The 13,327-nt window shown below is 38.4% G+C and carries 14 protein-coding genes and 2 other annotated features; of the genes, 5 read left to right on the top strand and 9 right to left on the bottom strand.

Going from position 1 to position 13,327, the window contains the following annotated elements; translation table 11 throughout:
- Window positions 1-12: 12 nt before the first annotated feature.
- Genes polX through zapA form a run of 3 tightly spaced genes read right to left on the bottom strand, consistent with a single transcriptional unit; the run spans window position 13 to window position 2,597 of the window.
- On the bottom strand, window positions 13-1,731 hold the full coding sequence (polX, locus tag DN410_RS22220; protein WP_149178082.1) for a DNA polymerase/3'-5' exonuclease PolX: 1,719 nt from the start codon (window positions 1,729-1,731) through the stop codon (window positions 13-15).
- A gap of 55 nt (window positions 1,732-1,786) precedes the next feature.
- A complete protein-coding gene (locus DN410_RS22215) occupies window positions 1,787-2,326 on the bottom strand; it encodes a CvpA family protein (RefSeq protein ID WP_000565406.1) in 540 nt (179 codons plus the stop codon).
- Between the two features lies 1 nt (window position 2,327).
- On the bottom strand, window positions 2,328-2,597 hold the full coding sequence (gene zapA, locus DN410_RS22210) for a cell division protein ZapA (protein WP_000082703.1): 270 nt from the start codon (window positions 2,595-2,597) through the stop codon (window positions 2,328-2,330).
- A 124-nt stretch (window positions 2,598-2,721) separates the two neighbouring features.
- Between zapA and rnhC the strand changes: the two genes are divergently transcribed.
- The 3 genes from rnhC to DN410_RS22195 all read left to right on the top strand — a co-directional run bounded on the left by rnhC (window position 2,722) and on the right by DN410_RS22195 (window position 4,271).
- A complete protein-coding gene (gene rnhC, locus DN410_RS22205; protein WP_149178081.1) occupies window positions 2,722-3,657 on the top strand; it encodes a ribonuclease HIII in 936 nt (311 codons plus the stop codon).
- Window positions 3,658-3,774: 117 nt separating this feature from the next.
- Window positions 3,775-4,044, top strand: a complete 270-nt coding sequence (locus DN410_RS22200) for a hypothetical protein (protein ID WP_149178080.1) — start codon at window positions 3,775-3,777, stop codon at window positions 4,042-4,044.
- On the top strand, window positions 4,041-4,271 hold the full coding sequence (locus tag DN410_RS22195; RefSeq protein ID WP_149178079.1) for a hypothetical protein: 231 nt from the start codon (window positions 4,041-4,043) through the stop codon (window positions 4,269-4,271). The genes DN410_RS22200 and DN410_RS22195 overlap by 4 nt, the downstream gene beginning before the upstream one ends.
- 214 nt (window positions 4,272-4,485) lie before the next feature.
- Here DN410_RS22195 and DN410_RS22190 read toward each other — a convergent pair whose 3' ends face one another.
- The 6 genes from DN410_RS22190 to DN410_RS22165 form a co-directional block, all read right to left on the bottom strand.
- Window positions 4,486-4,620: a YuzL family protein gene (locus DN410_RS22190; protein WP_002138569.1), complete on the bottom strand. Its 135-nt coding sequence runs from the start codon at window positions 4,618-4,620 to the stop codon at window positions 4,486-4,488.
- Between the two features lie 75 nt (window positions 4,621-4,695).
- A complete protein-coding gene (locus tag DN410_RS22185; protein WP_149178156.1) occupies window positions 4,696-5,598 on the bottom strand; it encodes an SDR family oxidoreductase in 903 nt (300 codons plus the stop codon).
- A gap of 173 nt (window positions 5,599-5,771) precedes the next feature.
- Entirely contained in the window at window positions 5,772-7,163 is a 1,392-nt protein-coding gene (gene asnS, locus DN410_RS22180) for an asparagine--tRNA ligase (RefSeq protein ID WP_048531582.1), read from the bottom strand.
- Between the two features lie 52 nt (window positions 7,164-7,215).
- Window positions 7,216-7,467, bottom strand: a binding site (T-box leader).
- 142 nt (window positions 7,468-7,609) lie between these two features.
- Window positions 7,610-10,030 carry a phenylalanine--tRNA ligase subunit beta gene (pheT, locus tag DN410_RS22175; protein ID WP_149178078.1) on the bottom strand — a complete coding sequence of 807 codons (2,421 nt, stop codon included), beginning with the start codon at window positions 10,028-10,030 and terminating at the stop codon, window positions 7,610-7,612.
- 18 nt (window positions 10,031-10,048) lie between these two features.
- Entirely contained in the window at window positions 10,049-11,083 is a 1,035-nt protein-coding gene (gene pheS / locus DN410_RS22170; protein WP_000388217.1) for a phenylalanine--tRNA ligase subunit alpha, read from the bottom strand.
- Between the two features lie 43 nt (window positions 11,084-11,126).
- Window positions 11,127-11,355: a binding site (T-box leader), on the bottom strand.
- A 48-nt stretch (window positions 11,356-11,403) separates the two neighbouring features.
- On the bottom strand, window positions 11,404-12,201 hold the full coding sequence (locus DN410_RS22165; RefSeq protein WP_149178077.1) for a TrmH family RNA methyltransferase: 798 nt from the start codon (window positions 12,199-12,201) through the stop codon (window positions 11,404-11,406).
- Window positions 12,202-12,283: 82 nt separating this feature from the next.
- On the opposite strand from DN410_RS22165, the gene sspI reads away from it, so the two are divergent.
- Window positions 12,284-12,493 carry a small acid-soluble spore protein SspI gene (gene sspI / locus DN410_RS22160; RefSeq protein ID WP_000009509.1) on the top strand — a complete coding sequence of 70 codons (210 nt, stop codon included), beginning with the start codon at window positions 12,284-12,286 and terminating at the stop codon, window positions 12,491-12,493.
- 177 nt (window positions 12,494-12,670) lie between these two features.
- A complete protein-coding gene (locus DN410_RS22155) occupies window positions 12,671-13,228 on the top strand; it encodes an HD domain-containing protein (RefSeq protein ID WP_000554804.1) in 558 nt (185 codons plus the stop codon).
- Window positions 13,229-13,327: the final 99 nt, after the last annotated feature.

Below are 13,327 nucleotides of genomic sequence, written 5' to 3'. Positions count from 1 at the left end.
GTCCCCCTTGTGTTACTTATTACGTTTAATATAGTCTAATAAACGTTCAATATCCCATGTGTTAATCACGGTATCTTTTTGAATCCAACCTTTACGTGCTGCCGCTACACCTGTTTCCATATCTTCTAACATTTCAAGTGTATGAGCATCCGTATTAATCGCTACTTTTACACCAGCATCTTGTGCTTGTTTTAATAGTTTCGCGCTTAAATCTAGACGGTTCGGATTCGCATTTAATTCTAATACTGTATTTGTTTCTTTTGCGAGCTCAATTAATAAATCTGTATCTACATCATAGCCCTCACGGCGTCCAAGAAGACGTCCTGTCGGATGAGCAATCATTGTGACATGCTCATTCTCTAGCGCAGCACGAAGACGTTTCATAATCGTTTCACGATCTTGTGAGAAGCTAGAGTGAATCGCGCCAATGACATAATCTAACTCCGCTAATACTTCATCATCAAAATCAAGCGAGGCATCTGGTAAAATGTCCATTTCAATTCCGCGTAAAATTGTAATGTCCGGATACTTTTCGTTCATACGTTCAATTTCTTTCGCTTGTTCACGAAGGCGCTCTTTCGTTAAACCGTTCGCTACTTTTAAGTATTGTGAGTGGTCGGTAATTGCCATAAATTTATAACCACGAGCACGACATGCCTGAACCATTTCCTCAATTGAAAAGGCACCGTCACTCCATGTTGTATGCATATGTAAATCACCTTGTATATCAGAGAACTGAATTAAGTTTGGGTACTCTTTAATTAATTCAATCTCCTTTCCATCTTCACGCACTTCTGGCGGGATAAATGGAAGACCGAAATGAGCAAAGAATTCTTCTTCAGTCTCAAATGTTTTCACTTCACCTGTCTCTAAGTTTTCCACACCGTACTCACTAATTTTCTCGCCTTTATCTTTTGCGATTTGACGCATTTTTACGTTATGGTCTTTTGATCCTGTGAAATGGTGAAGCGTTGTAATAAACTCTTCTGGTTTTACTAAGCGGAAATCAATTGAAATATCATATTCATATTGAAGACGAACAGAAACTTTCGTATCACCGCTCGCGATTACTTCAATCATATTATCGAACTGTAATAAATGCTCACGTACTGCTGCTGGCTCTGTCGTTGCAATAATGAAGTCTAAATCCTTCACTGTCTCACGAACTCGGCGCAAGCTACCAGCGCGAGAGAAACGAATTACTTCAGCAATATTCGACAATTTCTCCTCTATTTCCCCGGCAATAGGCAATACCATCGCGATTGGTAAACGCTCTGGACGAGACCCTACTTGATCGATTGCTTCTAATATTTTCTCTTCTGTTTTTTTACCGAAACCAGCTAAAGCTTGTACTTTATTTTCCTCACAAACAGCTTTTAGAGATTCCATATCAACAACACCAAGTTCTTTATATAACTTGGCTACCTTCTTACCACCAAGACCTGGTAGTTTTAATAGCGGTAATAAACTACTCGGTACTTCTGTTTCGAGCTCTTGTAATACTTCAGATGTTCCCGATTCTATATATTCTTGAATAACTGCTGCCGTTCCTTTTCCGATGCCTGGAATCTTTGTAAAATCTTCAATTTCAGAAAGACTACGATCATCACTTTCTAACGCTGCTGCTGCTTTACGAAATGCAGATATTTTAAATGGATTCGCACCCTTCAATTCCATAAAAAGCCCAATTGTTTCTAGTAATTTGATAACTTGTTTTTTATTTACTTTCATCACTGCCCCGCCTTTCTTTCATAGAAAAAAACTTCCCTTTCCGAAAAAAGAGAAGTTATACTTTGCTACCTGTCTGCCATAGCTCCTTCACCTTTTCAGAAAGAATCGGTGTATCGTCTACAATTATGTTGCTAATTGATGATTTTTGTAATGGTGTTTGTACTTGTTCAATCGGAAGAATATTTCCAACGATAATTAAGACAAACAAAATAATGTATACTTCTAAAAATCCGAGGATCGCCCCCGCAAACGCATTTACTTGCTTTAAAACCGGTATTTCTGCAAACATATTTAACAAATTACCAAGCAATGAAAGTGCGATTTTTGTAATAATAAATAATACGATAAACGCAATCGCTTGATAAAATACAGTTTCAATATTATTTGCATCAATCCATTCTGGAACAGATACGTTTTTATCAAATGGATACGGAATAAATTTCGCAAGTGCTGGCGCTAAATCTTTACAGTACCAGTATGCAACAAGGTATGCGATAATAAAGCTTGTTAGCTTTACAAGCTGCAGAATAAACCCTCTGCGTAAGCCAAGGAAAAATCCCATAACAAGCAGTAAAATGATAATAATATCAATCATGTTATTCCATTCCTTTTTTTGTCATACTTTCTTTCAATTTTTCATGTTCTTCTTTTAATTTTATGTAATCGTGTATGACGTTTACCGCCGTCAATACCGCTAGTCTACTCGTATCAAGCGAAGGATTCTTGGCATTGAGTTCGCGCATTTTATCATCCACAATCGCTGCTACCATGCGGATATGACTTGTACTTTCATCGCCAACAACTGAATACTGTTGGCCATATATTTCTACATTAATTCGACTTTTATTTCCCTTTTGTTGTGACAACTCACCGGCCTCCAATCACGTACAGAATCCTAAAGTTTATAATACCATGAACCATCATAATATGGAAACAGAAAGAACAATCCGATATGATAAAAATAACAATATAAAAAAAGGAGCGACCATATTGTCAAATTCTATCGTAATACAAACAAGTTCTACAGTAATTGAAGACATGAAACAACAATATAAACAAGCGCTAAGCCCGAAAATTCCGCAAGGCGGTATCTTTATGGCAAAGGTGCCATCTTGCACAATTACAGCATATAAATCTGGAAAAGTAATGTTCCAAGGTGGCCGTGCCGAAGCAGAAGCTTCTCGTTGGCAAACTGTCTCTCAAACACCAAAAACAGCTGTAAAAAAATCTGTCGATTCACACCGTTATGCACCTCCTGCTTCGATCGGTACAATGTCTATCGTAGGGTCTGATGAAGTTGGTACTGGTGATTACTTCGGACCGATGACAGTCGTTGCTGTATATGTGGATGCGAAGCAAATTCCACTTTTAAAAGAACTTGGTGTAAAAGACTCTAAAAACTTAAATGATGATCAAATTACTGCGATTGCCAAACAACTTCTACACGTTGTTCCTTATAGCTCTCTTGTCCTTCATAACGAAAAATATAACGAGCTGTTTGATAAAGGAAATAATCAAGGTAAGCTAAAAGCTCTACTACACAATAAAGCAATTACAAACTTATTAGCAAAAATGGCACCTACAAAACCTGAAGGCGTCTTAATCGATCAATTCACACAACCTGATACATACTACAAATATTTAGCAAAACAAAAACAGGTACAGCGTGAAAATGTTTATTTCGCGACAAAAGGCGAAAGCGTCCATTTAGCAGTAGCCGCTGCTTCTATTTTAGCTCGTTACTCATTCGTAAAACAGTTTGATGAACTAAGTAAAAAAGCTGGCATGCCACTTCCAAAAGGTGCCGGTAAACAAGTTGATATTGCAGCTGCTAAATTAATTCAAAAGCTCGGTAAAGAAAGATTACCTGAGTTTGTGAAACTGCATTTTGCTAATACAGAGAAGGCGTTTCGCTTATTAAAATAGTATCGACAAAAACAGGAGCCTACAAACTCCTGTTTTTTGTTTCACCCTACTATTGTCCTTGTAATTTTGTTACAATATAAATATACAGATTATTCAAATTAAGGAAGGGGATTCCCATTGCTACTTCTACAAATGATTCTAAATATTTTACTGGGTGATCCACATGAAAGACAGTTCGAAATTAGGGAAAACATTCAGCTACTAAGTGAACAACCAGCGTTCAACGACTTAATAGAGCGCTATGGTCGATCTTTCTTATTAAACTTTCGGATCCGGAGATTTATCGGGAAATACGATGCCCGCTTGTTAATACATAATCCAGCAAAACTACAACACTTCTGTGAGGAACTTGAGTTTATGATTAGAAAAAGGAGGTTTTTCATATGAACGCTATAAAAGTTAAAAAGATATTATATGTTTTCGTACACCTCGTAGGTCCACTTTCTTACCTCACTATTTCTACCATTTGGGGAGCTTTTTTCACTACTAAATCTACATTTGAAAATATATCTGATAATCTCGGCGTTATGGCCATCTATTACGTGTTCATAAGTTTACTGTGGGTTTTCTATTTAGATCGATTAGACAAAGATGTAGATAAAATGAAACTTTAATCAGTAGGGGTTTTGTTCATCCCCCACTGATTATTAGTTGAACCAATCGGGCTTTTACGGGCAGTTGATCCCCCACCTAACTTCTTCACTTTCGCTGAATTTTGAGGTGGGGGTCTTACTGCCCGTTAATGCGGGATAAAATTACAAAAGAAATTAACGATAAGAAGATGTAATACATAAAAAAGGAGAGTCGCCAAGACTCTCCTTTTTTATGTTAGCTTCGTTTCTGCTTCTTATTTGATGAAGGTACTTTATGAGAACCCGTTTCATGCGTAGTTGTTCCTTGTCCTTCCACCTCTGGAGAACCTAGGACTGATCTAGAATGATCTGTTTTCACTTTTTTACTCATTGCACTCACCCCCAAGATTACTTTTTACTTAAGGGTAAAAAACTATTCAACATAGCCATATGAACAAACACTCATTTACTCTCGTATCTGTTTTTCACTAATGTCCCATAGACGTTTTGCGGCATCTTTATCCAAGGCAGCTTCAGACGTTTTTCCGTTTTGCTTATCGGCATAGTAACAGCCACTATGATTAGTAACTCCAGTTGATTCCGCTAGCCATATTAAAGTTTCAGCACCTTCCTCGGGCGTACGCGAGAAAGGTTTCATTGCTGCCATCGTTAAGCGAGCAACTAGACCATTATCTTGGTTGAAATTCGTAGCCACTAGCCCTGGGTCGAAGCTGTATGCACTAACACCCGTCCCCTCCAGCTGCCTTGCCAATTCAGTGGTAAATAAAATATTTGCTAATTTTGATTGAGCATAACGCATGGTAGGACCGCCCATGAACTTCTTAACACCACGATAAAGTTGTTCTGCATCTAAATCATCGAAATCAATTCCCTTTTTAGCCATTTTGTGACCGTGAGATGCGGTGGTGATCACACGAGCAGGAGCACTTTCCTTTAAACGCCCCAACAGTAAATTAGTAAGTAGGAATGGACCTAAATGGTTTACCGCCCAAGTCATCTCCAAACCGTCCTCCGTAAGTTGCCTTGTTTGAAATAAAGCTCCAGCATTATTCACTAATATATCAATTCTCGGACACCTTTCTAAAATCTCAGTAGCTACCTGGCGTATAGATTGTTGGGAAGCCATATCAGCGAAAAATATATCTACCACTGCATTCCCATTCGTTAGATTTTCAATTTGAGTCATCACATCATTCGCTTTCACTTCATTACGAGCAATGATTCCTAGCTTGGCACCACGTTCTGCAAATACTTTAGCTGCCGCTAATCCAATACCACTTGTTGCACCAGTGATTACTATATACTTGTCACGCAAATTCCACTTTGTATGACTTGGAATGTCCCCCATTGTATCAAAACCCCTTCCCCATAAATGTCGCATTCATTTTACTTATATATGAAGTGAGAAGGAAACTTTGAACAACATCTTTCCCAATCGTAAAATACTTTATAAAATTCGAGTTCTAATTACACCCTTTTCCAATAAAAAAAACGAGAGCAATCGCTCTCGCTTTTTTTATTTTAGAATTCAGAAGAACCTGGTGTTCTTGGGAATGGAATTACGTCACGGATGTTAGCCATGCCAGTGATGTACATTAGGAAGCGCTCGAAACCTAGACCGAATCCAGCGTGTTTTGTACCGCCGTATTTTCTAAGTTCTAAGTACCACCAGTAGTCCTCTTCGTTCATACCTAGTTCTTTAATTCTGTCTACTAAAACGTCCATTCTTTCTTCACGTTGACTTCCGCCGATTAATTCGCCGATGCCAGGAACTAGAAGGTCAGTAGCAGCTACTGTTTTACCGTCTTCATTTAAGCGCATGTAGAATGCTTTAATGTCTTTCGGATAGTCAGTTACGAATACAGGGCGTTTGAAGATTTCTTCTGATAAGTATCTTTCGTGCTCTGTTTGTAAGTCAATTCCCCATTCTACTGGGTATTTGAAGTCAGCACCTGATTCTTGAAGTACTTTAATTGCTTCTGTATAAGTAATGCGACCGAAGTCAGAGTTGATTACGTTGTTCATGCGCTCTAGAACTGTTTTATCAACGAAGCTGTTGAAGAATTCCATTTCTTCTGGTGCATGCTCTAATACGTATTTCATTGCATATTTCAGCATATCTTCTGTAAGGTTCATTACGTCACCTAGTTCAGCGAATGCAATCTCAGGCTCAACCATCCAGAACTCAGCAGCGTGGCGAGTTGTGTTTGAGTTTTCTGCACGGAATGTAGGTCCAAATGTGTAAACATCACGGAATGCTAATGCGTAAGCTTCAGCGTTCAGCTGTCCACTTACTGTTAAGTTTGTTTCTTTGCCGAAGAAGTCTTTTGATTCATCAACTTGTCCATCTTCGCCTTTTGGAACGTTGTTTAAATCTTGCGTTGTTACGCGGAACATTTCGCCAGCACCTTCTGTATCACTACCAGTGATTATAGGTGTGTGAACATGTACGAATCCACGCTCTTGGAAGAACTGGTGAATCGCAAATGCTGCGATAGAACGTACGCGGAACGTTGCAGAGAATGCGTTTGTTCTTGGACGTAAGTGAGCGATTGTACGTAAGTATTCAAACGTATGACGCTTCTTTTGAAGTGGGTAATCAGAATCTGATAAGCCCTCGATATCAATTTTTTCTGCTTTAATTTCAAATGGTTGCTTCGCTCCAGGCGTTGCAATTACTTTACCTTCTACTTTCACTGAAGAGCTAAGTGGAAGTTTTGCAATTTCTTTGAAGTTCTCTAATTCTGTATCGAAAACGATTTGAACGCTTTTAAAGAAGCTACCGTCGTTTAATTCGATGAAACCAAATGCTTTTGAATCACGTAAATTACGAATCCACCCTGATACTTGTACTGTTTGACCTGCGTATTTATCTGTATCTCTATACAGACTTTTTACTAATGTGTTTTCCATAGTGAAATTCTCCTTTGCTGATATATTTAAATACAAAAAAACCTTTCATCCATAAAGGGACGAAAGGTTAAACTTCGCGGTACCACCCAATTTGTCATAAAGACCAACTTTAACTCGTATGTAATACATACTTCCCGGTTTGTAACAGGCCGGATTCCCGTCTAAGTCTACTCTTGAATACGAGATTCAATTTCGGTTAGCAACTCCAAGGTGTTCTTCACATATACCGCCTCATCAGGCTCTCACCGTCCCTGATTCGCTTTGGATTATAGTATATACTACTTTTCCTTATCATCGTCTTTCATTTTGTTAAACTAAAATTAATGTACTACATTCGAGAGAAAGATGCAAGATGTCGGAAAATATATCGCCGATTTTTACAATATATCGATGGTTCGACAATCGTTCCATAAAAAAATTGCCGGAATAGATCCGGCAATTTCTTATTACTTACGTAACTCCGCACCAAATTTCTCTTCTACCGCTGTTAACACGCGGTTATGTGCTTCTGTTACTTCTTCGTCTGTTAACGTACGTTCTGCATCGAAGTAGTTCATAGAGAATGCAAGTGATTTCTTGCCTTCTTCCATTTTTTCACCTTCGTATAAGTCAAATAGTGTTACGTCTTTCAGAAGTTCTCCACCAGCTTCAGCAATAACTTGCTTCATTTCGCCAGCTTTTGTTTCTTTTGTTACGACAACAGCCATATCACGTGTCATAGATGGGAAACGTGGAATCGCTGAGTAGTAAGTTTCTTCTGCGTCTGCACCGAATACTTTTACAAGAGATAGTTCGAATACGAATGTATTTTTCACATCTAATTGTTTTTCTGCTTCTGGGTGCAATTGACCGATGAAACCAATTACTTCGCCATCTAATACGATGTCAGCTGTACGACCTGGGTGCATACCTTCACGTTTTGCTGGTGCATATGTGATTTGGTTTGCAACGCCAAGTACGTCGAATAGTCCTTCTAGTACACCTTTCACAACGAAGAAGTCTACTACTTTTTTCTCACCTTGCCATGCATGGTGAAGAGCAAGACCTGTCATAACACCTGCAAGATGTTGTTCTTCTTTAGGAAGTTCTCCTGCTTCTGTCGGTAAGAAGATAGAACCTACTTCGTATAAAGCAACGCTGTCGTTTTTACGTGCAACGTTGTATGAAACTGCTTCTAGCAATTGTGGCACTAAGCTTAAACGAAGTTGGCTGCGCTCTTCGCTCATTGGAAGTGCAAGATTTACAGGCGCCTTTTCGTTCGGCTCAACCATATATTGTTTCGCTTTATCAGCGCTTGTTAATGAATACGTGATTGCTTCATATAAACCAGCACCTTCTAAGAAGCGACGTACTTTACGACGTTTCGTTTGTGCTGCTGTTAATTTACCACGAGTCATCGTTCCAGAAGGTAATGTAACTGGAATGTGGTCATAACCGTATAGACGGCCCACTTCTTCTACTAAGTCTTCTGAAATTGTAATATCAGGACGACGTGCTGGTACATTCACGTGGAATGTTCCTTCTACTTCTGTGAATGGGAATTTCAAGTTTGTGAACATTGTACCCATTTCACTTGCAGAAATATTTGTGCCTAATACACGGTTTACTTTTTCAGCAGTAACAGATACTGTACGCTCTTGTACTTGTAAGTTATCAGCTTCTACTACACCTTCAAGTGCTTCACCGCCAGCATATTTCGCCATTAAAGCAGCTGCATGTTGAATTGCTTCAAATGTACGTGTTGGGTCGATTCCTTTTTCGAAACGTGCACTTGATTCACTGCGAAGACCTAAGTCTTTTGATGTACGGCGCACTGTTTGACCTGCAAAGTATGCAGATTCAATTAGAACGTTTACTGTCTCATTTGTAACTTCAGAATCCGCTCCGCCCATTACACCTGCAACAGCTAAAGCTTTTGTTCCGTTTGTAATGACAAGGTGGTGGCTTTGTAATGTACGTTCTTGATCATCTAACGTTTCAATTTTTTCGCCTTCTTTTGCAAGACGAACAACGATTTCTTTTGAACCTAATTTATCGTAATCGAATGCGTGTAACGGTTGACCGTATTCCATTAAAATGTAGTTTGTAATATCAACTACGTTGCTAATTGGGCGAATGCCAGCTGCCATAAGGCGCGTTTGCATCCACATTGGTGATGGACCAATTTTTACGTTTTTAACCATTTTTGCAATGTATAATGGATTTTCTTCTTTCGCTTCTACACTTACAGAAATGTAATCAGAAGTTTTTTCTGCTGTTTCTTGTAAGTCGATAGCTGGAAGTTTTACTTCACGGCCATAAATAGCAGCTACTTCATATGCAACACCTAACATGTTTAAGCAATCTGCACGGTTTGGTGTTAAACCAAGCTCAAGTACTTCATCATGTAAGTTTAAAATTTCAAGTGCATCTGCACCAACTTCAGCGTCACTTGGGAAGATGAAGATACCATCTGCGTATTCTTTTGAAACTAATTTCCCATCAATGCCAAGCTCTTGAAGAGCACAAACCATACCGTGAGAAGCTTCACCACGTAGTTTTGCTTTTTTAATTTTGAAGTTACCAGGAAGTACAGCTCCAACTTTTGCAACTGGTACTTTTAAGCCTTTTGCAATGTTAGCAGCTCCACAAATAATTTGAACTGGTTCTTCTTCACCGATATCGATTAAGCATTTGCTTAACTTATCAGCTTCTGGGTGTTTTTCACATTCTAATACGTGACCAACTACAACACCTTTTACACCTTTATTTAATACTTCAACGCCTTCTACTTCAATACCACTTTTCGTGATTTTGTCTGCTAGTTCTTGTGCTGTTACATCTTTAATATCTACATACTCTTGTAACCAACGATATGATACGAACATATTTATCCTCTCCTTCCCTTACGCTCGTTTGAATTGTTGTAAGAAACGTACATCATTTGTATAGAAATGACGAATGTCATCTACGCCGTATTTCAACATTGCGATACGCTCTGCGCCCATACCGAATGCGAAACCTTGATATTCTTTTGAATCATAACCAGCCATTTCAAGTACGTTCGGGTGAACCATACCTGCGCCTAAAATTTCGATCCAACCAGTTCCTTTACAAGTGCCGCAACCTTTGCCGTGACACATCATACAAGAAATATCCATCTCTACAGATGGCTCTGTGAATGGGAAGAAACTTGGGCGAAGACGGATTTCACGATCTTCACCGAACATCTTTTTCACGAATACTTGCAATGTACCTTTTAAGTCACTCATGCGAATGTTTTTATCAATTACAAGACCTTCAATTTGCATGAACTGGTGTGAATGTGTCGCATCATCGTCATCGCGGCGATACACTTTACCAGGACAAATAATTTTGATTGGGCCTTTTTCTTTATTATTTTCCATCGTACGCGCTTGTACAGAAGATGTATGTGTACGTAGTAACGTTTCTTCTGTAATGTAGAATGTATCTTGCATATCACGCGCTGGGTGATCTTTCGGTAAGTTTAATGCTTCGAAATTGTAGTAGTCTTTTTCTACTTCTGTTCCTTCAGCTACTTCATAACCCATACCGATAAATACATCTTCAATTTGTTCCACAACCGCTGTTAAAGGATGGTGACAACCTGTTTCAACAGGACGACCTGGCAATGTAACATCAATTGTTTCAGTAGCCAATTTCGCTTCAATTACTGCTTTTTCTAAGTTACCAATTTTGTCGTCTAGACGCGTTTGAATCGCTTCACGTACTTCATTTACTAATGCTCCCATACGTGGACGCTCTTCTGCTGATAATTTTCCCATGCCGCGTAATACTTCTGTAATTGGACCTTTTTTTCCTAAATACGCTACGCGTACGTCGTTTAAGCCTTTTAGCTCTTTCGCTTCTTCAATAAGCTCTAACGCTTTTTGCTTTAGCTCTTTTAAACGTGCTTCCATTTGGAACCCTCCTAATTTTAAAAATAAAAAAACCTCGCTCCCAAAAAGGGACGAGGTAAATTCGCGGTACCACCCTAAATTGACAGAACAAGTCTGCCCACTCATTAGTTATAACGATCAATTCTGACCGGAACGCCTTTACATATACATGGTCCTAGCGTCAACTCCAGAGGTGAATTCACTTCCGTCTACCATAAGAATGCTTTCAGTCTACGGCATTCTCTCCCTATATGGCGATTTTGTAAGCTACTCTTCTCTATCAACGTTTTTCGTTATTTAACTTTTAATATAATGTACTTCAACTTATTATAAGAAGTTTTTTATTTGTTCGCAACTGGGCTTTGTAAATAATACGTTAAAATCCCTGCTGCAACTGCAACATTTAATGATTCTGCCCCGCCGTAAATCGGAATATACAAGTTTTGATCCGTTTTTGCAAGAATTTCTTGGCGTACGCCGTTTCCTTCATTTCCTACAATTAATGCAAAACTTCCGGCTGGTGTTACCTCGCCGTAAGGAACCCCATTTTCAAGAGCTGTTCCATATACAGGGACGTTATTTTCTTTTAACTTGTCTACCCATTCTTCTAAGCTTCCTTTTACAATCGGTAAGTGGAAAATAGAACCTTGTGTAGAGCGTAGTACTTTACTATTATAAACATCAACACAACCTTCTCCAAGCACAACGGCATGAATACCAGCTGCATCAGCTGTACGAATAATCGTTCCTAAATTACCTGGGTCTTGAAGGCCATCTAATAAAAGAAATTTCCCATCAGTAAGAGCTACTTCTTTCTCATGCTTTTCACAAACAGCAAATACACCTTGCGTTGTTTCTGTTTCACGAAGTACTTTTACAATTGCTTCCGGCACGATATACATTTCCACATCATTAACTGTCCAATCTTTTGGAAGGTCTGTTTGATCTGAAACGATAAGTTCTGTTACAACCCCTGCCTTTAAAGCTTCCTCTACTAAATGGAATCCTTCTACAAAAAATAAACCTTTTTTATCGCGTTCCTTTTTCGTTTGCAGCTTTTTCCACTGCTTCACACGCGGATTTTGTACTGAATCAATGTTTTTCATAATATGTATTTCCCTCTCTTCTTGTCTTATCATTATAGCCTATTTTTCATACATATTTACATAAAAAAGAACAAAAACTAACGTCAGTTTCAATTCTGAAGAAGAGGTGAAAATAATGAGTTTTAATTTACGCGGTGCTGTACTAGCGAATGTATCTGGAAATTCACAAGACCAATTACAAGAAACAATTGTCGATGCAATTCAAAGCGGTGAAGAAAAAATGCTTCCAGGTCTTGGCGTTTTATTTGAAGTCATTTGGAAAAATGCTGATGAAAATGAAAAGCATGAAATGTTAGAAACACTAGAGCAAGGATTAAAAAAATAATCAATTTGAAAATCACCTTTGCATAAGCTAAGGTGGTTTTTTTATGCCCATAAAATTTTTCTTTTCCTAAACATTTCTACTTTACTAACGCCGATTGATGGAGTACAATGTTCAAAATACATTTAAACCGATCGATTTTCTTCATATACACCATTAGATAAAAGGAGTGAATGTTTTATGCACCGTATTACGCTTGAACAAGTTTTTAAACACCACATTACACAAAAATATGTAAATCGTTCTGGAATGGTCCACGCGATTGCTGTCGCTTACCATGCGTTTCACTTAGCTAAAAAGCATCACGCCTCAGTCGATGCTGCGACAAAAGCCGGTTTCCTTCATGATATCGGACACCATACATGGTACACAGGCGGCGAATGGGACTATGATTTATATAAAAAGAATGATATACACGCAATTAAAGGCGCAGAAAGAGCTCATAAATTACTTATTAGATTAGGAGAACATCCAAAACTAGCAAAAGAAATTTCTATCGCAATTCTCCTTCATACAGATTCTTTCTTAGTAGAACAAGAAATTGAAAGAACATCTCTTCAAAACATTATTAAATGGGCGGATGAAGCAGATGAAGAACCGGGCGGAGCGCATCATTATAGAACGATTTCTTATGAAAAAGCATTAAAAGCTATTCAACAGTTAGACCGTTTAGTAGAGCGTGAATTACAAATAGAGCAATCGAAATCAAACAACAAAACAGAACATAGTTATCAATGAGAAAGAGGCATCACTATAGGGTGATACCTCTTTTATTTTTCCTTAAAATACAATGCTGGATGTAATATTTTAATATTACATCCAGTACAAAAATACCTT

This window comes from Bacillus sp. SH5-2, from assembly GCF_008368905.1.
GTDB lineage: Bacteria > Bacillota > Bacilli > Bacillales > Bacillaceae_G > Bacillus_A > Bacillus_A luti.
The sequence above is the reverse complement of the archived record's forward strand: the minus strand, read 5'-3'. Positions and strand labels throughout refer to the sequence as shown.

Bases quoted from the DNA above. Each gene is read 5' to 3' on its own strand.
- polX (WP_149178082.1), bottom strand. From the start codon at position 1,731: ATGAAAGTAAATAAAAAACAAGTTATCAAATTACTAGAAACAATTGGG.
- DN410_RS22215 (WP_000565406.1), bottom strand. From the start codon at position 2,326: ATGATTGATATTATTATCATTTTACTGCTTGTTATGGGATTTTTCCTT.
- DN410_RS22195 (WP_149178079.1), top strand. From the start codon at position 4,041: ATGAACGCTATAAAAGTTAAAAAGATATTATATGTTTTCGTACACCTC.
- DN410_RS22190 (WP_002138569.1), bottom strand. From the start codon at position 4,620: ATGAGTAAAAAAGTGAAAACAGATCATTCTAGATCAGTCCTAGGTTCT.
- DN410_RS22185 (WP_149178156.1), bottom strand. From the start codon at position 5,598: ATGGGGGACATTCCAAGTCATACAAAGTGGAATTTGCGTGACAAGTAT.
- asnS (WP_048531582.1), bottom strand. From the start codon at position 7,163: ATGGAAAACACATTAGTAAAAAGTCTGTATAGAGATACAGATAAATAC.
- pheT (WP_149178078.1), bottom strand. From the start codon at position 10,030: ATGTTCGTATCATATCGTTGGTTACAAGAGTATGTAGATATTAAAGAT.
- pheS (WP_000388217.1), bottom strand. From the start codon at position 11,083: ATGGAAGCACGTTTAAAAGAGCTAAAGCAAAAAGCGTTAGAGCTTATT.
- DN410_RS22165 (WP_149178077.1), bottom strand. From the start codon at position 12,201: ATGATAAGACAAGAAGAGAGGGAAATACATATTATGAAAAACATTGAT.
- sspI (WP_000009509.1), top strand. From the start codon at position 12,284: ATGAGTTTTAATTTACGCGGTGCTGTACTAGCGAATGTATCTGGAAAT.
- DN410_RS22155 (WP_000554804.1), top strand. From the start codon at position 12,671: ATGCACCGTATTACGCTTGAACAAGTTTTTAAACACCACATTACACAA.